Source organism: Streptococcus sp. 20925_1_24 (assembly GCF_041432335.1).
GTDB classification, from domain to species: Bacteria; Bacillota; Bacilli; order Lactobacillales; family Streptococcaceae; genus Streptococcus; species Streptococcus mitis_BM.
The window spans coordinates 241,698-261,422 of record NZ_JAPVZM010000001.1 but is presented as its reverse complement, the minus strand read 5'-3'; the positions used below and the strand labels follow the sequence as shown (position 1 = coordinate 261,422).

The 19,725-nt window shown below is 40.4% G+C and carries 13 protein-coding genes and 1 other RNA gene; 12 read left to right on the top strand and 2 right to left on the bottom strand.

Going from position 1 to position 19,725, the window contains the following annotated elements:
- Nucleotides 1–34: 34 nt before the first annotated feature.
- Nucleotides 35–382, top strand: a transfer-messenger RNA (tmRNA) gene (gene ssrA, locus O3650_RS01275).
- Nucleotides 383–638: 256 nt separating this feature from the next.
- Here ssrA and O3650_RS01270 read toward each other — a convergent pair.
- Together O3650_RS01270 and O3650_RS01265 are read right to left on the bottom strand one after the other, a co-directional pair.
- Complete coding sequence (locus O3650_RS01270; RefSeq protein ID WP_023944304.1) at nt 639–986, bottom strand: thioredoxin; 348 nt, start codon at nt 984–986, stop codon at nt 639–641.
- Between the two features lie 111 nt (nt 987–1,097).
- Nucleotides 1,098–2,816 carry a phospho-sugar mutase gene (locus tag O3650_RS01265; protein WP_371491370.1) on the bottom strand — a complete coding sequence of 573 codons (1,719 nt, stop codon included), beginning with the start codon at nt 2,814–2,816 and terminating at the stop codon, nt 1,098–1,100.
- Between the two features lie 153 nt (nt 2,817–2,969).
- Here O3650_RS01265 and O3650_RS01260 point away from each other — a divergent pair, with 153 nt between their 5' ends.
- From O3650_RS01260 to serB, 11 genes are all read left to right on the top strand, one after another.
- On the top strand, nt 2,970–4,871 hold the full coding sequence (locus O3650_RS01260) for an ABC-F family ATP-binding cassette domain-containing protein (RefSeq protein WP_261028084.1): 1,902 nt from the start codon (nt 2,970–2,972) through the stop codon (nt 4,869–4,871).
- Between the two features lie 2 nt (nt 4,872–4,873).
- On the top strand, nt 4,874–5,737 hold the full coding sequence (locus O3650_RS01255) for an XRE/MutR family transcriptional regulator (protein WP_060805488.1): 864 nt from the start codon (nt 4,874–4,876) through the stop codon (nt 5,735–5,737).
- A gap of 79 nt (nt 5,738–5,816) precedes the next feature.
- The gene (locus O3650_RS01250; protein ID WP_153193461.1) at nt 5,817–6,995 is read left to right on the top strand and encodes an MFS transporter; all 1,179 of its coding nucleotides are present in this window, start codon (nt 5,817–5,819) and stop codon (nt 6,993–6,995) included.
- A 93-nt stretch (nt 6,996–7,088) separates the two neighbouring features.
- The gene (gene ligA / locus O3650_RS01245) at nt 7,089–9,047 is read left to right on the top strand and encodes an NAD-dependent DNA ligase LigA (RefSeq protein WP_153193459.1); all 1,959 of its coding nucleotides are present in this window, start codon (nt 7,089–7,091) and stop codon (nt 9,045–9,047) included.
- A 110-nt stretch (nt 9,048–9,157) separates the two neighbouring features.
- Complete coding sequence (pulA, locus tag O3650_RS01240) at nt 9,158–11,437, top strand: type I pullulanase (RefSeq protein WP_153193457.1); 2,280 nt, start codon at nt 9,158–9,160, stop codon at nt 11,435–11,437.
- 266 nt (nt 11,438–11,703) lie between these two features.
- On the top strand, nt 11,704–13,128 hold the full coding sequence (locus tag O3650_RS01235) for an NADP-dependent glyceraldehyde-3-phosphate dehydrogenase (protein ID WP_371491366.1): 1,425 nt from the start codon (nt 11,704–11,706) through the stop codon (nt 13,126–13,128).
- A 274-nt stretch (nt 13,129–13,402) separates the two neighbouring features.
- Nucleotides 13,403–15,331 (top strand): 1,4-alpha-glucan branching protein GlgB, encoded by a 1,929-nt coding sequence (gene glgB / locus O3650_RS01230; RefSeq protein WP_371491364.1) that lies wholly within the window; start codon nt 13,403–13,405, stop codon nt 15,329–15,331.
- Nucleotides 15,321–16,463 (top strand): glucose-1-phosphate adenylyltransferase, encoded by a 1,143-nt coding sequence (locus O3650_RS01225; protein ID WP_060805493.1) that lies wholly within the window; start codon nt 15,321–15,323, stop codon nt 16,461–16,463. Before glgB ends, O3650_RS01225 begins: the two co-directional genes overlap by 11 nt.
- Nucleotides 16,453–17,592, top strand: a complete 1,140-nt coding sequence (gene glgD / locus O3650_RS01220) for a glucose-1-phosphate adenylyltransferase subunit GlgD (protein ID WP_101776712.1) — start codon at nt 16,453–16,455, stop codon at nt 17,590–17,592. Before O3650_RS01225 ends, glgD begins: the two co-directional genes overlap by 11 nt.
- Nucleotides 17,589–19,022 (top strand): glycogen synthase GlgA, encoded by a 1,434-nt coding sequence (glgA, locus tag O3650_RS01215; protein WP_101776711.1) that lies wholly within the window; start codon nt 17,589–17,591, stop codon nt 19,020–19,022. Before glgD ends, glgA begins: the two co-directional genes overlap by 4 nt.
- 58 nt (nt 19,023–19,080) lie before the next feature.
- On the top strand, nt 19,081–19,725 hold the full coding sequence (gene serB / locus O3650_RS01210; RefSeq protein WP_060805496.1) for a phosphoserine phosphatase SerB: 645 nt from the start codon (nt 19,081–19,083) through the stop codon (nt 19,723–19,725).

Sequence of the window (19,725 nt, the reverse complement as noted above, 5' to 3'; positions counted from 1 at the left end):
AGTTAGATAAGGTATAATGGTTTTATTGTCTTTTGGGGTCGTTACGGATTCGACAGGCATTATGAGGCATATTTTGCGACTCGTGTGGCGACGTAAACGCTCAGTTAAATATAACTGCAAAAAATAACACTTCTTACGCTCTAGCTGCCTAAAAACCAGCAGGCGTGACCCGATTTGGATTGCTCGTGTTCAATGACAGGTCTTATTATTAGCGAGATACGATCAAGTCTTGTCTAGCGGCTTGATAAGAGATTGATAGACTCGCAGTTTCTAGGCTTGAGTTATGTGTCGAGGGACTGTTAAAATAATACATAACCTATGGTTGTAGACAAATATGTTGGCAGGTGTTTGGACGTGGGTTCGACTCCCACCGGCTCCATTATTCCTTTGCATTCTTTTGCATTCCTTGGTAAAACGTTGTTAAATCAACGTTTTTTATTTTTGTCTTTGGTATTCCTTGGTATTCTTTTGCGAAAAAGGGAGTCACAAACAGACCTTAAAGCAGACCCTGTTTTTAAAAAAGGGATACAAAAAAGGATACAACATTTTTGTAGTATCCTAAAAATCTATGTACTTCACAAAGCGTTCTTTGACTCCATTATGCGTTTTTGTGATTTTAAAACTTGTTAGCTGATTTTTTACAATCCTGCAAATTCTTTGATTTCTTGTGCTGACATTGAAGAGTCGCAACGGACATTGATTTGGCCATCTGCAATGTGAACAAATCCTGGTACTGTTGGGATTCCGTAGCGTGAGCGGAATGCTTGCAACTCATTGAGTTGGCTTGGTTCTTCACTGTTGATGAAGTAGATGTGGGCTTTAGTTTCAGCTACGACACCTGCCAATGTACCTGCGAATTTACGGCAGTAAGGGCAAGTTTTGCGACCGATAAAGAAGGTTGCAGTTTCTTTTTTATCAAGAGCTTCTTGTGCACGCGCAACTGTAGTGACTTCAAGGTCTTTGATATTATCTAAAAATTGTTCCATGAGATTACCTCGCTTTCATTGATAAGTCTAGTATGCCATAAAGTTTCTAAAATTGCTTAGATTTGATACGAAAAAAAGATGAGATTGGTTTGTCTCATCTTTTATAGGATTTTATTTTACAAAAGCATTGATTTCTGCTTCGATGTTAGCAATCTTAGCTTGTGATTCTTCGTTGGTTTCACCTACAACTGCAATGTAGAACTTGATTTTTGGTTCTGTACCTGAAGGGCGAACTGCAATCCATGAACCGTCAGCAAGTGTGTATTTCAACACATCACTTGGAGGAGTTGTCAAGTTTGTAACAGTTCCGTCAGCAGCAGTAGCAGTTTGAGCCTTGAAGTCTTCTACGACAGTGATAGCTGTTGTGTTCCATTCTTTTGGAGCATTGTTACGGAATTTAGCCATAATTGCTTTGATTTGTTCAGCACCATCAACACCAGAAAGAGTAACAGAGATAGTCTTTTCAGCGTAGTAGCCGTACTCTTTGTAGATTTCTTCGATACCATCAGCAAGCGTCAAACCACGTGAACGGTAGTAGGCAGCAAGTTCAGCAACGACAAGAACGGCTTGGATAGCATCTTTATCACGTACGAATGGTTTAATCAAGTAACCGAAGCTTTCTTCAAATCCCATCATGTAAGTGTGATTGTGTTTTTCTTCGAATTCTTGGATTTTTTCAGCGATAAATTTGAAACCAGTCAAAACGTTGAACATGGTTGCGCCGTAGCTTTCAGCAATCTTCGTTACCAAGTCAGTTGATACGATAGATTTACATAGGGCTGCGTTTTCTGGAAGAGTTCCAGCGTTTTTGTGGGCTTCCAAGATGTATTTAGCCATGATAGCACCGATTTGGTTACCTGAAAGGTTGAGGTAGCTACCATCTTTTTGAAGAACTTCAACACCAACACGGTCAGCATCAGGGTCAGTTGCCACAAGAACATCTGCACCAACTTGACGACCAAGTTCTTCAGCAAGGGCAAAGGCTGCTTGGCTTTCTGGGTTTGGAGATTTTACAGTTGAGAAGTCAGGATCAGCAGTTGCTTGCGCTTCAACGACTTGAACTGAGTCAAATCCTGCTTGGGCAAGAGCACGACGAGCCAACATTTCACCAGTACCATGAAGTGGTGTGTAGACAATCTTCATGTCTTTACCGAATTCTTCAATCAAGGCTGGGTTGATATTCACATCTTTGACTTCTTTGAGGTATTCTACATCGACAGCTTCGCCGATAACTTCAATCAAGCCAGAAGCTTTTTCAGTTTCCACATCAGCAATTTCAACTGCAAATGGATTTTCGATTGCACGGATAAAAGTAGTCAAAGCGTCCGCGTCGTGTGGAGGCATTTGTCCACCGTCTTCACCGTAAACCTTGTATCCGTTAAATGGTGCAGGGTTGTGGCTGGCTGTGACCATGATACCTGCGAAACAGTTGAGGTGACGAACTGCAAATGATAGTTCTGGAGTTGGACGAAGGCTTTCAAATACATAAGATTTGATGCCGTGTTTAGCAAGAACTGCCGCAGATTCAAAGGCAAACTCAGGTGAGAAGTGACGGCTATCGTAGGCAATTGCCACACCGCGTTCTTTTTCGTTTCCACCTTTTGACTCAATCAAACGAGCCAAACCTTCAGTAGCTTGACGAACAACGTAGATGTTGATACGGTTTGTACCAGCACCAATCAAGCCACGCATACCTGCAGTACCAAATTCAAGATTTGTATAGAAGGCATCTTCCTTTGTTTTTTCGTCCATATTTTCCAAATCTTGACGAAGATAGTCAGGAAGCTCCGCAAAATCAACCCATTTCTGGTAATTTTCTTGGTAAGACATTAAAATTCTCCTTTTTGTAAATTGTTTTAACCGTTCACATTATAGCACTTTTTAGCGTTTTAGTAAAACGGTAGCATAATTTTCAGAAAAGTAGTGACATATGCCTGTTTATCAAGTCTTGAATGCCTTAGGGAAACATGCTATACTACTTGTATGATTATTTTACAAGCTAATAAAATTGAACGTTCATTTGCAGGAGAGGTTCTTTTTGATAATATCAACCTGCAGGTTGATGAACGTGATAGGATTGCCCTTGTTGGGAAAAATGGAGCAGGTAAGTCTACTCTTTTGAAGATTTTGGTTGGAGAAGAGGAGCCAACTAGCGGAGAAATCAATAAGAAAAAAGATATTTCTCTGTCTTACCTAGCCCAAGATAGCCGTTTTGAATCTGAAAATACCATCTACGATGAGATGCTTCATGTATTTGATGACTTACGTCGGATGGAGAAACAACTTCGTCAGATGGAGCTGGAGATGGGTGAAAAGTCTGGTGAAGATTTAGAGAAACTGATGTCAGATTACGATCGCTTATCAGAGAATTTTCGCCAAGCAGGTGGCTTTACCTATGAAGCCGATATTCGAGCGATTTTAAATGGATTCAAGTTTGATGAATCTATGTGGCAGATGAAAATTGCTGAGCTTTCGGGTGGTCAAAATACTCGCTTAGCTCTGGCCAAAATGCTTCTTGAAAAGCCCAATCTCTTGGTCTTGGACGAGCCAACCAACCACTTGGATATCGAAACCATCGCCTGGCTAGAGAATTACTTGGTAAATTATAGCGGTGCTCTCATTATTGTCAGCCACGACCGTTATTTCTTGGACAAGGTTGCAACGATTACGCTGGATTTGACCAAGCATTCTTTGGATCGCTATGTTGGCAACTACTCTCGTTTTGTCGAGCTGAGGGAGCAAAAGATAGCTACTGAGGCAAAAAACTATGAAAAGCAACAGAAGGAAATTGCAGCTCTGGAAGACTTTGTCAATCGCAATCTAGTCCGAGCTTCGACGACCAAACGTGCCCAATCTCGTCGTAAACAACTGGAAAAAATGGAGCGTTTGGACAAGCCTGAAGCTGGTAAGAAATCAGCCAACATGACCTTCCAGTCTGAAAAAACGTCGGGCAATGTTGTTTTGACTGTTGAAAATGTGGCTATTGGCTATGATGGGGAAGTACTGTCAGAGCCTATCAACCTAGACCTTCGTAAGATGAATGCTGTTGCTATCGTTGGTCCCAATGGTATCGGCAAGTCAACTTTTATTAAATCAATCGTGGACCAGATTCCTTTTATCAAGGGTGAAAAGCGATTTGGCGCCAATGTGGAGGTTGGTTACTATGACCAAACCCAAAGTAAGTTGACAGCAAGTAATACGGTGCTGGATGAACTCTGGAATGATTTTAAACTGACACCAGAAGTTGAAATCCGTAACCGTCTAGGTGCCTTTCTTTTTTCAGGAGATGATGTTAAAAAATCAGTTGGTATGCTGTCTGGAGGAGAGAAAGCTCGTTTGCTTTTGGCTAAATTGTCTATGGAAAACAACAACTTCTTGATTCTGGACGAGCCGACCAACCATCTGGATATTGATAGCAAGGAAGTGTTGGAAAATGCCTTGATTGATTTTGATGGGACCTTGCTCTTTGTCAGCCACGACCGTTACTTTATCAATCGTGTGGCAACTCATGTTTTAGAATTATCTGAAAATGGTTCGATTCTCTATCTTGGAGATTACGACTATTATGTCGATAAAAAGGCTGAAATGGAAGTCAGTCAGATAGAGGAAGATTCAACCAGCAATCAAGCAAAAGAAGCAAGTCCAGTCAATGATTATCAGGCACAGAAAGAAAGTCAAAAAGAAGTTCGTAAGCTCATGCGACAAATTGAAAGTCTAGAAGCTGAAATCGAAGAGTTAGAAAGTCAAAGCCAAGTCATTTCTGAACAAATGTTGGAGACAAACGATGCCGAAAAACTGATGGAATTGCAGGCTGAACTGGACAAAATCAGCCACCGTCAGGAAGAAGCCATGCTTGAGTGGGAAGAATTGTCAGAGCAGGTGTAAAGATGGAACATCTTGGAAAAGTATTTCGTGAATTTCGGACAAGTGGTAATTATTCCTTAAAGGAGGCCGCAGGCGAGTCCTGTTCAACTTCTCAGTTATCTCGCTTTGAGCTTGGGGAGTCTGACCTAGCAGTCTCACGTTTCTTTGAGCTTTTGGATAACATTCATGTCACAATCGAAAATTTCATGGATAAGGCAAGGAATTTTCATAATCATGAACATGTTGCCATGATGGGACAAATTGTGCCTCTTTACTATTCAAATGATATTGCAGGTTTTCAAAAGCTTCAAATAGAACAACTTGAAAAGGCTAAGAGTTCGACGACTCCCCTTTATTTTGAGCTGAACTGGATTTTGCTACAAGGTCTGATTTGTCAAAGAGATTCTAGTTATGATATGAAGCAGGATGATTTGGATAAGGTAGCAGATTATCTCTTCAAAACAGAAGAATGGACCATGTATGAGTTGATTCTTTTCGGGAACCTCTATAGTTTCTACAATGTGGACTATGTCACTCGGATTGGTAGAGAAGTTATGGAGAGGGAAGAATTTTACCAAGAGATTGGTCGCCATAAGAGATTAGTGTTGATTTTGGCCCTCAATTGTTACCAGCATTGTTTAGAGCATTCTTCTTTTGATAATGCTAGCTATTTCAAGGCTTATACAGAGAAGATTATTGGCAAAAACATTAGTCTGTATGAACGAAATATTTTACATTACCTAAAAGGTTTTGCCTTGTACCAAAAAGGACAGTATACAGAAGGCTGTAGTCAGATGCAAGAGGCCATGCATATTTTTGATGTGTTAGGTCTTCCTGAACAAGTAGCCTACTATCAGGAACACTACGAAAAATTTATCAAAGATTAATTTTCCCAAATAAGGGAAAAAACAAAAAGCTCCTTTCGGTTTTGATACAATAGTTTCAAAATTTGAGAGGAGTTTTTATATGAATCGCTATGCAGTACAGTTGATTAGTCGTGGAGCTGTTAACAAGATTGGGAATATGCTCTATGATTATGGAAATAGTGTCTGGTTGGCTTCCATGGGGACTATCGGACAGACTGTTTTAGGAATGTATCAGATTTCTGAACTCGTCACATCTATTCTCGTAAATCCCTTTGGTGGAGTCATTTCAGACCGTTTTTCTCGTCGTAAGATTTTAATGATGACAGACCTTGTTTGTGGGATTCTTTGTCTGGCTATTTCTTTTATAAGAAATGACAGTTGGATGATTGGGGCTTTGATTTTTGCCAATATTGTGCAGGCTATTGCTTTTGCCTTTTCTAGACCTGCAAATAAGGCCATTATCACAGAATTGGTAGAGAAGGATGAACTGGTCCTCTATAATTCTCGTTTGGAGTTGGTCTTGCAGGTTGTCAGTGTGAGTTCTCCTGTACTTTCTTTTCTGGTTTTACAATTTGCAAGTCTTCGCATTACCTTGGTATTAGATGCTCTTAGTTTTTTTCTAGCTTTTGGCTTGGTAGCCTTGCTTCCAAAGAAAGAAGAGAAGGCTTTGGGGGAGAAGAAACTTACATTCAAAGTTATTTTTTCTGATATCAAGGAGGGAGTTCACTATATTGTGAAGCAAAAAGAAATCTTCTTTTTGTTAGTCATGGCTTCAAGTGTCAATTTTTTCTTCGCAGCCTTTAATTATCTCCTTCCCTTTTCAAATCAGCTCTATGGAGTTCAAGGTGCCTATGCCACTATTTTGATAATGGGAGCTATTGGATCTATTGTTGGGGCCTTGTTAGCTAGTAAGATTAAAGCTAGTATGGAAAAGCTTTTGTTGTTATTGGCTCTGACTGGACTTGGAGTGATGATAATGGGATTCAACCTCCCATCCTACCTTGCCTTTTCAGGGAATTTCATTTGTGAACTATTTATGACGATGTTTAATATTCACTTTTTTACTCAAGTACAAACCAAGGTTGAAGGTGAATATCTGGGCAGAGTCCTTAGTTCGATTTATACCTTAGCTATACTTTTTATGCCAATTGCAACAGGTTTAATGACCTGGCTTTCAAGTGTTCATCTTTATTCTTTCTTGATTATAGGACTAGGAGTTGTCATCTTATCCTTCTTAGCTCTAGGCTATGTACGAACTCATTTTAAAAAAGAGATATAAGTCTGTTTGAGTTTTAAAAATAATTCCAATCTAAGTGTTTTTTTCCGCCCTTCTCGTTTGTGAGGAGGGCTTAGTTTATGGTAAAATGGTTTTATGAATAAAAGAATGAATGAGTTAGTCGCAATGCTTAATCGCTATGCGACTGAGTACTATACCAGCGACAATCCGTCGGTTTCGGACAGTGAGTATGACCGCCTTTACCGTGAGTTGGTTGAGTTGGAGACTGCCTATCCAGATCAAGTATTAGCAGACAGTCCGACCCATCGTGTTGGTGGCAAGGTTTTAGATGGTTTTGAAAAATACAGTCATCAGTATCCTCTTTATAGTTTGCAGGATGCTTTTTCACGTGAGGAGCTTGAAGCTTTTGATGCGCGTGTTCGTAAGGAAGTGCCTCATCCTACCTATATTTGTGAGCTGAAAATCGATGGTTTATCTATCTCGCTGACGTATGAAAAGGGAATTTTGGTTGCTGGGGCAACGCGTGGAGATGGTTCTATTGGTGAAAATATCACAGAAAACCTTAAGCGTGTCAAGGATATTCCTTTGACCTTGCCAGAAGAACTAGATATCACAGTTCGTGGGGAATGTTACATGCCACGCGCTTCTTTTGATCAGGTTAACCAAACTCGCCAAGAAAATGGAGAACCTGAATTTGCCAATCCTCGTAATGCGGCAGCAGGAACTCTGCGTCAGCTGGATACAGCAGTAGTTGCCAAGCGTAATCTTGCCACTTTCCTCTATCAAGAAGCTAGTCCGTCAACTCGTGACAGCCAAGAAAAGGTCTTAATGCACCTAGAACAACTAGGTTTTGTGGTCAATCCTAAGCGAATTCTCGCTGAAAACATAGATGAAATCTGGAATTTTATCCAAGAAGTAGGAGAGGAACGGGACAATCTGCCTTATGATATCGATGGAGTAGTGATCAAGGTCAATGACCTAGCAGGTCAAGAAGAACTCGGTTTTACCGTTAAGGCTCCAAAGTGGGCAGTAGCCTACAAGTTTCCTGCAGAAGAAAAAGAAGCCCAACTACTCTCAGTTGATTGGACAGTTGGCCGTACGGGTGTTGTGACTCCAACTGCTAATCTGACCCCTGTTCAGCTAGCTGGAACAACTGTTAGCCGTGCGACCCTGCACAATGTGGATTATATTGCTGAAAAAGATATCCGCAAAGACGACACGGTTATCGTCTATAAGGCTGGTGACATCATTCCTGCTGTTTTACGAGTGGTAGAGTCCAAGCGGATTTCTGAAGAAAAACTAGATATCCCTACAAACTGTCCAAGTTGTGACTCTAACTTGTTGCACTTTGAAGATGAAGTGGCCCTCCGTTGTATCAATCCGCGTTGCCCTGCTCAAATCATGGAAGGTTTGATTCATTTTGCTTCTCGTGATGCTATGAATATCACAGGCCTTGGTCCATCTATTGTTGAGAAGCTCTTTGCTGCTAATTTAGTCAAGGATGTGGCGGATGTTTACCGATTACAAGAAGAAGATTTCCTCCTTTTAGAGGGGGTTAAAGAAAAGTCTGCTTCTAAACTGTATCAAGCCATTCAAGCATCTAAGGAAAATTCTGCCGAGAAACTCTTGTTTGGTCTGGGAATTCGCCATGTCGGCAGTAAGGCCAGTCAGTTGTTACTCCAACATTTCCATTCAATTGAAAATCTGGCTCAGGCAGATCCAGAGGAAGTGGCTAGTATTGAAAGTCTGGGTGGTGTGATTGCCAAGAGTCTTCAGACTTACTTTGCTACAGAAGGCTCTGAAATTCTCCTAAGAGAATTGAAAGAAGCTGGGGTCAATCTGGACTATAAAGGTCAGACAGTAGTTGCGAATGCGGCCTTGTCAGGTTTGACCGTGGTATTGACTGGAAAATTGGAACGTCTCAAGCGCTCAGAAGCTAAAAGTAAACTCGAAAGTCTTGGTGCCAAGGTAACAGGCAGTGTCTCTAAAAAGACAGACCTCGTCGTGGCAGGTGCAGACGCTGGAAGTAAACTGCAAAAAGCACAAGAACTTGGTATCGAGGTTCGAGATGAAGCTTGGCTAGAAAGTCTGTAATGATAGTTTAAAACCAGAGTTTAGACAGTATAACTAGTTTGTTAATCGGGACAAAATTAGTCAAAAATTTATTAGTAAAACAGAAACAAATAAAAAAAGGAAAAATAAAAATGTATAACTACCCTATGCGCATTCATTACCATCGCAAGAATGGAGAATATGACACTTGCTCTTTTGTAAAAAGTCAGGACCAGCGAATTGATTTGCTAACCTACAAAGAAGATTATTTTGGTGCTTTATTTAGTTTCGAACACCCAAGTGCTCATCCCTTAGAAAGCTTGAATTTTGTGGTTCATACTGGCCAAACCAGTAAAGAGTATGCTATCCGTTTTAATCACTATCCTCTCTTAACAGAGGTCTGGATTTTGGAAGGGGATGATAGAATTTATTATTCTGAAAATCCTGCTATTGCCAGTCCTTTCTATAAAAATCAAAATCCTTTTGCCTTTGACAAGGCTATCAATAGTGCTAGTTTCGACCACCATTGGGGCTACCAAGGGGAATTGGGGTGCCGTGTAGAGGATAATCAGGCACATTTCGTCCTCTGGGCTCCGACAGCGACAGAAGTGCAGGTAGTTGTTTATGAATCAGCTGCTAATGATGCACCAGTTTGGAAAACTTTTGATATGGAGAGAGGAAATAGCTACTCTTATAATCATAAGGACAATACAATCGGTGTCTGGAGTTTGGATGTTGAGGAAGATTTGACTGGTAAGGCTTATCAGTATCAAGTCCAATTTCCTCACCACCAAACACTGACACGCGATCCTTACACCATCGCGACCAGTCCTGATGGCAAACGTTCAGCTATCCTGAGCCATGAAGAAAAGCAAGTTGCAAACTTCGAGGTCAAGCACGGTTCAGAGGCTACTTGGCGTTTGAAAAATCCATGTAAGGCAGTTATTTGTGAAATGCACATTCGTGATTTGACCAAATCACCGACCTCAGGTGCGGATGAACATCTTCGCGGAACTTTCTTGGGTGCTGCTCAGACTGGAACGGTTAACCAGTATGGCCAGTCAACTGCTTTTGATTACATCAAGAAGATCGGCTACAATTATGTTCAGTTGCAACCAATTGCAGACCGTCATAAAGAATATGATGAGGATGGGAATGTAACCTACAACTGGGGTTATGACCCACAAAACTATAACGCGCCAGAAACTAGTTTTTCAACTAATCCAGATGACCCAGCTCAGGTCATTCGTGATTTGAAGACCATGGTTCAAGCTTACCACGATGCGGGAATTGGTGTCATTATGGATGTGGTCTATAACCATACCTTCTCAGTTGTTGATGCACCTTTCCAAACAACTGTCCCTGATTACTATTATCGTATGAATCCAGACGGTACCTTCCAGAATGGAACAGGCGTTGGAAATGAAACAGCCAGTGAACACGAAATGTTCCGCAAGTATATGATTGATTCCCTTCTATACTGGGTGCAGGAATACAATATTGACGGCTTCCGTTTTGACTTAATGGGGATTCATGATGTCAAGACCATGCAGATGATTCGTCAGAGCTTGGATGAAATTGACCCTAACATTATCCTTTATGGAGAAGGTTGGGATATGGGAACAGGTCTTGCGCCTTATGATAAGGCTAAGAAGGACAACGCCTACGAAATGCCAAATGTTGGTTTCTTTAATGACAATCAGCGCGATGCTGTTAAAGGTGGAGAAGTTTACGGTGCAATTAAATCAGGTTTTGTAAGCGGTGCTGCGACAGAGCCAATTCTTGCCAAAGCAATTCTAGGCAGTCGTGAATTAGGAACCTATACACATCCAAATCAAGTACTTAACTATGTGGAAGCCCATGACAATTACAATCTTCACGATTTATTGGCAACTCTTCATCCAGACCAAAGTTCAGAACAAATCATGCGCAAGGTTGAGACAGCCACAGCTATGAACCTACTCATGCAAGGGATGGCCTTTATGGAAATCGGTCAAGAATTTGGTCGTACCAAACTAGTTGCGACTGGTGAAAATGGTGAGTTGACCCATGATGATAGAGAGCGTGCTATGAATAGCTATAATGCTCCAGACAGTGTGAACCAAGTGAACTGGGACTTGATTAATGAGCGTCAAGATAGTATTGAGTTTATCCGTCAGATGATTCGATTGAAGACAGGAACCGGTGCCTTTTCTTACCCTACTTATGATGAAATTTACCATCATGTTTTTGTTCATTCAGCAAATGAACATAGTGGTTTGATTGTCTATGAGATTCAAGGTGAAGACCATTTACTGGTTGTATTTAATGCTAAAGGGCAAGACTTCCAGTTTGAAAATGCTGGAAATCTAGAACTATTGGTGACCAATAGCCATTTAAGTGATAAAGACATGGTTAGTGGCGTCAGTGCCAGCGTCTTTAAAGTCTTGTAGAAGAAATCAAAAGTTATCAAGTATGTCGTATAATTTCTAGGATATCTTGATACTAGAAATCACAAAAGTCAATGAAAAATAGTATAGCAAGAAAAAGGTTTAGTTCATCTAAGCCTTTTCTTCTTGTACTGACTACTTAACAAAAGAGTTCAAATAGTTTGAAAAATCAAGCTTGTGAAAATAATCTCAAAAATATTGCAAAAAGGGTTGTAATTTTCTGAAAATTTGGTAAAATATATCTTAATCATTTTCAGGAGGACGAGAATTTGACAAGATATCAGAATTTAGTAAATGGAGAATGGAAATCATCTGAAAAAGAAATTACGATTTATTCACCAATCAATCAAGAAGAATTAGGGACAGTACCCGCTATGAGCCAAGCAGAAGTAGATGAGGCTATGCAAGCTGCGCGTGCAGCCCTGCCAGCATGGCGAGCTTTATCAGCAGTTGAACGTGCGGCTTATCTGCATAAAACAGCAGCTATTTTAGAACGCGATAAGGAAGAAATTGGTACTATCCTTGCCAAAGAAGTAGCAAAAGGGATTAAAGCAGCAATTGGAGAAGTAGTGCGTACAGCAGACTTGATTCGTTATGCTGCTGAGGAAGGTCTCCGTATCACTGGACAAGCAATGGAAGGTGGTGGTTTTGAGGCAGCAAGTAAAAACAAACTGGCTGTTGTTCGTCGTGAGCCGGTTGGAGTCGTGCTAGCTATTGCTCCCTTTAACTATCCAGTCAACCTTTCTGGATCTAAGATTGCTCCGGCCTTGATTGCAGGGAATGTGGTTATGTTTAAGCCACCAACACAAGGTTCCATTTCTGGTCTCTTGTTGGCTAAAGCCTTTGAAGAAGCAGGGATTCCAGCAGGTGTTTTCAATACCATTACTGGTCGTGGTTCAGAAATTGGGGATTATATCATTGAGCACAAAGAAGTCAACTTCATCAACTTTACAGGTTCAACTCCAATCGGAGAACGTATTGGTCGTTTAGCTGGTATGCGTCCTATCATGTTGGAACTTGGCGGAAAAGATGCGGCTCTTGTACTAGAAGATGCAGATTTGGAACATGCTGCCAAGCAAATTGTTGCAGGTGCCTTTAGCTACTCAGGCCAACGTTGCACGGCCATTAAACGTGTCATTGTTCTTGAAAGTGTAGCAGATAAATTAGTTACCTTGCTTCAAGCAGAGGTTGCTAAATTAACAGTTGGTAATCCATTTGACAATGCTGATATTACACCTGTTATTGACAATGCTTCAGCCGACTTCATCTGGGGCTTGATTGAGGATGCGCAAGAAAAAGGTGCTCAGGCTCTTACACCAATCAAACGTGAGGATAATCTTCTCTGGCCAGTGCTTTTTGACCAAGTTACAAAAGATATGAAAGTAGCATGGGAAGAGCCATTTGGCCCTGTTTTACCAATTATTCGTGTGGCTAATGTAGAAGAAGCAATTGCCTTTGCTAACGAATCTGAATTCGGCCTTCAATCCTCAGTCTTTACAAATGATTTCAAAAAGGCCTTTGAAATTGCTGAAAAACTTGAAGTGGGTACAGTTCATATTAATAATAAAACCCAACGTGGTCCAGATAATTTCCCATTCCTTGGTGTCAAAGGTTCTGGAGCTGGAGTGCAAGGAATTAAATATAGCATTGAAGCGATGACAAATGTCAAATCCATTGTTTTTGATGTGAAATAAAATGTAAAATCAGGAAATTGTTTTCCTGATTTTGTTTTTTACTTTAAAACAACAATTTTATTAGTAAAATGACGAACTTTATGATAGTATTGTAAAAAAACAATTCGTTTTCATAATCTGTTTGAAAATTTCTTGATTTACAAGTGAACACATCAGTGAATTTGTTGAAGACTTTCAAAAGATTTTTTTGCAAATTCCGTAATTTACTTGAATCTTCCCTAAAAAGGTAGTATAATAAATCTATAGAAAACGCTTACAGAAAAGAGGAGGTATTATGGATAAAAGAGAAGCTTTGCGCACCTTTATGACAGGAGAAAATTTTCACCTTCAGCATTATCTAGGAGCACATAGGGAAGAAGTGAATGGAGAGTACGGTTATACATTTCGTGTGTGGGCTCCCAATGCTCAGGCTGTCCACTTGGTGGGGGATTTCACCAATTGGGTAGAAAATCAAATTCCGATGGAACGAAATGAATTTGGGGTTTGGGAAGTCTTTACTACTCTTGCTCAAGAAGGTCAAATTTATAAGTATCATATCACGCGTGCAAATGGTCATCAGTTGATGAAGATTGATCCTTTGGCTGTACGGTATGAGGCACGTCCGGGTACTGGAGCTATTTTAACAGAGATTCCAGAAAAGAAATGGAAGGATGGTCTTTGGTTAGCTCGCAGAAAACGTTGGACTTTCTTTGAACGTCCTGTCAATATCTACGAAGTTCATGCTGGATCGTGGAAGAGAAATCCAGATGGAAGTCCTTATAGTTTTGCTCAATTGAAAGATGAACTCATTCCTTACCTAGTTGAGATGAACTATACTCACATTGAGTTTATGCCTTTGATGTCTCACCCTCTCGGTTTGAGTTGGGGCTATCAGCTTATGGGTTACTTCGCTTTAGAGCATGCCTATGGTTGTCCTGAAGAGTTTCAAGATTTTGTTGAGGAATGTCACTTAAACAATATTGGGGTTATTGTAGACTGGGTACCTGGTCATTTCACCATTAATGATGATGCCTTAGCTTATTATGACGGGACACCGACTTTTGAGTACCAAGACCATAATAAGGCTCATAATTACGGTTGGGGTGCACTCAATTTTGACCTTGGAAAAAATGAAGTCCAGTCCTTCTTGATTTCTAGCATTAAGTTTTGGATTGACTTTTACCATTTAGATGGTATTCGCGTGGATGCCGTTAGCAATATGCTCTATCTTGACTACGATGATGCTCCATGGACGCCTAATAAAGATGGTGGCAATCTCAACTATGAAGGATATTATTTCCTTCAACGTTTGAATGATGTCATTAAACTAGCACATCCAGATGTGATGATGATCGCAGAAGAAAGTTCGTCAGCAACCAAGATTACGGGAATGAAAGATCTTGGTGGTCTAGGATTTGACTACAAGTGGAATATGGGCTGGATGAATGATATCCTCCGATTCTACGAAGAAGACCCTATTTACCGTAAGTATGACTTTAATTTGGTAACTTTCAGCTTTATGTATGTTTTCAAGGAAAATTATCTCTTACCATTCTCACATGACGAAGTGGTTCATGGCAAGAAGAGTATGATGCACAAGATGTGGGGAGATCGCTATAATCAATTTGCAGGCTTGCGCAATATCTACACTTACCAAATTTGTCACCCTGGTAAGAAATTGCTCTTCATGGGTAGTGAATACGGCCAATTCCTAGAATGGAGATCTGAAGAGCAGTTGGAATGGTCTAATCTAGAAGATCCAATGAATGCTAAGATGAAGTATTTCACTTCTCAGCTAAACCAGTTTTACAAAGATCATCGCTGTCTGTGGGAAGTCGATACCAGCTATGATGGTATTGAAATCATTGATGCGGATAATCGAGACCAGAGTGTTCTTTCCTTCATCCGTAAGGGTAAGAAGGGCGACATGCTAGTCTGCGTCTTTAATATGGCACCTGTTGAACGAAAAGATTTTACAATCGGACTACCTGTTGCAGGGATTTATGAAGAAGTCTGGAATACTGAGTTAGAAGAGTGGGGAGGCGTTTGGAAAGAACATAATCAAACTGTTCAAACGCAAGAAGGACTATGGAAAGATTATGAGCAGACCTTAACCTTTACCCTACCGGCTATGGGAGCAAGTGTTTGGAAAATCAAACGTCGCTTGAAACCTACTAAAACCGTCACAAATAAAAACCAAAAAGGAGTAGAAAATGAAGAATGAAATGTTAGCTTTGATTCTTGCCGGTGGGCAAGGAACTCGTCTCGGAAAACTCACTCAAAACCTTGCGAAACCAGCTGTGCAATTTGGTGGGCGCTACCGTATCATTGACTTCGCTCTTTCAAACTGTGCCAACTCAGGGATTCACAATGTTGGAGTCATTACACAGTATCAACCACTTGCTCTTAACAATCATATTGGAAACGGTTCAAGTTGGGGGTTAGATGGTATTAATTCTGGTGTCTCTATTCTTCAACCTTATTCTGCAAGTGAAGGAAATCGTTGGTTTGAGGGGACTAGCCACGCTATTTACCAAAATATCGACTATATCGACAGTGTCAATCCTGAGTATGTCTTGATTCTGTCTGGGGACCATATCTACAAAATGGATTATGATGATATGCTCCAGTCTCACAAGGATAATAATGCCAGTTTGACAGTAGCAGTTCTGGATGTTCCTCTGAAAGAAGCTAGCCGTTTTGGTATTATGAACACAGATGCCAATAACCGCATTGTTGAATTTGAAGAAAAACCAGCTCAACCTAAATCTACCAAAGCTTCTATGGGAATCTATATCTTTGATTGGCACCGTCTCCGCAATATGCTCGTTGCTGCTGAAAAGAGCAATGTAGATATGTCAGACTTTGGTAAAAATGTCATTCCAAATTACCTTGAGTCAGGTGAAAGTGTCTATGCATATGAGTTTAATGGCTACTGGAAAGATGTTGGTACCATTGAGTCACTTTGGGAAGCAAATATGGAGTACATTTCTCCAGAGAATGCCTTGGACAGCCGTAACCGTCAATGGAAGATTTACTCAAGAAACTTAATTTCACCACCAAACTTCCTTGGGGCAAATGCTCATGTGGAAGATTCCTTGGTTGTTGATGGCTGTTTTGTAGATGGAACTGTTAAACATTCTATCCTTTCAACAGGTGCGCAAGTTCGCGAAGGGGCAGAAGTAGTAGATTCAGTTATCATGAGTGGTGCAATTGTTGGTCAGGGAGCTAAAATCAAACGTGCCATTATTGGTGAAGGTGCAGTTATTTCGGACGGTGTCGAAATTGATGGAACAGAAGAAGTACAAGTTGTAGGATATAATGAAGTAGTGGGGGTAGCAACAGATGAAGATTGATAAATATTCAGCCATTTTAGGAAATACAGTTGGTTTTCATGATATGTCAACACTGACAGACCACCGTCCAGTAGCTAGTTTGCCATTTGGTGGTAAATATCGTTTGATTGACTTCCCACTTTCCAGTCTTGCTAATGCTGGTGTCCGTAGTATCTTTGGTATTTTCCAACAAGATAATATCAGTTCTGTCTTTGACCATATCCGTTCAGGACGTGAGTGGGGCTTATCAACCCTTCTTAGCCACTATTATCTAGGTATTTACAATACCCGTGTGGAAAGTAGTACAGTTGGAAAAGAATACTACCAACAGCTTCTTACTTATTTGAAACGTTCTGGCTCAAACCAAACAGTTGCCCTCAACTGTGATGTTTTGATTAATATTGATTTGAACCAAGTTTTCCATCTACATAGTACAACAAAAGGGCCTATCACTGTAGTTTATAAAAAACTAGCTAAGAAAGACATTTCAGAAGTAAACGCAATCTTGGAAGTGGATGAAACAGACCATGTTCGTTCTCATAAACTCTTTGATAGCAAGTTACCAGATCAAATCTATAACATGTCTACAGATATCTTTGTCGTTGATACACCTTGGTTGATAGAACGCTTGGAAGAAGAAGCTAAAAAAGAACATCCAGAGAAGTTACGCTATGTTTTACGGGATTTGGCTGCAAAAGAAGGGGCTTTTGCCTACGAGTATACAGGCTACCTTGCAAATATTCATTCTGTAGAGTCTTATTACCAAGCTAACAAAGATATGCTTGAATCACAAAAATTCTACTCTCTCTTCTCACCAAACCAAAAGATTTATACAAAGGTCAAAAACGAAGAGCCAACTTACTATGCCAATACATCTAAGGTAAGTACTTCTCAGTTTGCTTCTGGTAGTATCATTGAAGGTCAAGTGGCTAATTCTGTTTTATCACGTAATATTCATGTCCATAAGGATAGCTTGGTTAAAGATAGTCTACTCTTCCCTCGCGTTGTTATTGGAGAAGGTGCTCAGGTCGAATATGCTATCTTGGACAAGGGTGTGGAAGTTGAGCCAGGTGTTGTGATTCGAGGAACTGCAGAACATCCAGTTGTCGTTAAGAAAGGTAGCAAAGTAACAGAGGATATTCATTCATGAAAATTTTATTTGTAGCAGCAGAGGGTGCACCCTTCTCAAAAACAGGTGGTTTGGGAGACGTTATTGGCGCTCTTCCAAAATCACTGGTAAAAGCTGGACATGAAGTTGCAGTGATTTTACCCTACTATGACATGGTAAAGGCTAAATTTGGAAATCAAATTGAAGATATTCTTCATTTTGAGGTGTGTGTTGGTTGGCGCAGACAGTACTGTGGGATTAAGAAAACAGTACTAAATGGTGTGACCTTCTACTTTATTGACAACCAATATTATTTCTTCCGTGGTCATGTTTACGGTGATTTTGATGACGGAGAACGCTTTGCCTTTTTCCAACTTGCTGCCATTGAGGCTATGGAAAGGATTGACTTTATTCCTGACCTTCTCCATGTTCATGACTACCATACAGCTATGATTCCTTTCTTGTTAAAGGAAAAATACTGTTGGATTCAAGCCTATCAAGGAATAAAAACTGTTTTAACCATTCATAATTTGGAATTCCAAGGACAATTTTCAGAAGGAATGTTATGGGACTTGTTTGGAGTTGGCTTTGAACGTTACGCTGATGGCACCCTTCGATGGAACAACTGTCTGAACTGGATGAAGGCAGGTATTCTCTATGCAGATCGTGTTTCAACCGTTTCACCTAGCTATGCTCATGAAATTATGACCAGTCAGTTCGGATGTAACTTGGATCAAATTCTTCGAATGGAGTCTGGCAAGGTGTCTGGTATCGTGAATGGGATTGATGCTGATCTTTATAATCCTCAGACGGATGCCCTATTAGATTATCATTTTAATCAGGAAGATTTGTCTGGGAAGGCCCAAAACAAGGCAAAATTGCAAGAAAGAGTTGGCTTGCCAGTTAGAGCCGACGTTCCACTGGTGGGAATTGTTTCTCGTTTGACACGTCAAAAAGGTTTTGATGTGGTGGTTGAAAGTCTTCACCATATCTTGCAAAATGATGTTCAGATTGTTCTTTTGGGAACTGGAGATCCAGCTTTTGAAGGAGCTTTCTCATGGTTTGCTCAGATTTACCCAGACAAGCTATCAGCAAATATCACTTTTGATGTCAAACTAGCTCAAGAAATCTACGCTGCTTGTGACCTCTTCCTCATGCCGAGTCGTTTCGAACCGTGTGGCTTGTCTCAAATGATGGCTATGCGTTACGGAACCTTGCCGTTGGTCCATGAAGTTGGAGGCTTGCGAGATACAGTTCGCGCTTTCAATCCAATCGAAGGAAGCGGTACTGGCTTTAGCTTTGACAATCTATCTCCTTATTGGTTAAATTGGACTTTCCAAACAGCTTTGGACTTGTATAGAAATCATCCAGACATTTGGAGAAACCTACAAAAACAAGCTATGGAGTGTGATTTCTCATGGGATACGGCCTGCAAGTCATACCTTGACTTGTACCATAGTTTAGTTAATTAATAGATAAAATCGTATGATGACTTCATACGATTTTTGGGCTGTTTAGAGAGGAGAACTGATGTCTCAAGTAAAAGGTTTGTGTGTTATGGATGTTGATGGAACCTTAATCCTAGAAGAAGTGATTGATCTTTTGGGTAAAGAGGCAGGTCGTGAGGAGGAAATTTCACAGATTACAAGTCGGGCAATGCAAGGAGAGTTGGACTTTGAAAGCAGTTTACGAAAAAGAGTGTCCTTGTTGGAAGGTCTTCCTGTTTCGGTTTTTGATAAAGTCTTCAACACTATTCATCTAACGTCAAATGCCCAGGAATTCATTTCCATTCTCCAAAATAATGGAATCCTAGTTGGTCTGGTGTCCGGTGGATTTACACCAATAGTTGAGAGATTAGCAAAATCCCTCGACATTGCCTATTTCTCTGCCAACCAACTGGAAGTCAAAGACGGTCTTTTAACAGGAAAATTAGTTGGACAAATTATTAGTCCCGAAGTCAAAAAAGATACTCTAGAACAATGGAGAAAGGAACTAAAACTTTCTAAAGAAAGAACGATTGCAATCGGTGATGGGGCCAATGACCTATTTATGTTGAAGTCAGCAGGACTGGGAATCGCCTTTTGTGCTAAAGAAGTGCTGAAACAGGAAATACCAAATCATGTTGACAAGAGAGATTTTTTAGAAGTTCTTCCTTTGATTGGCTTTTTAGAATGA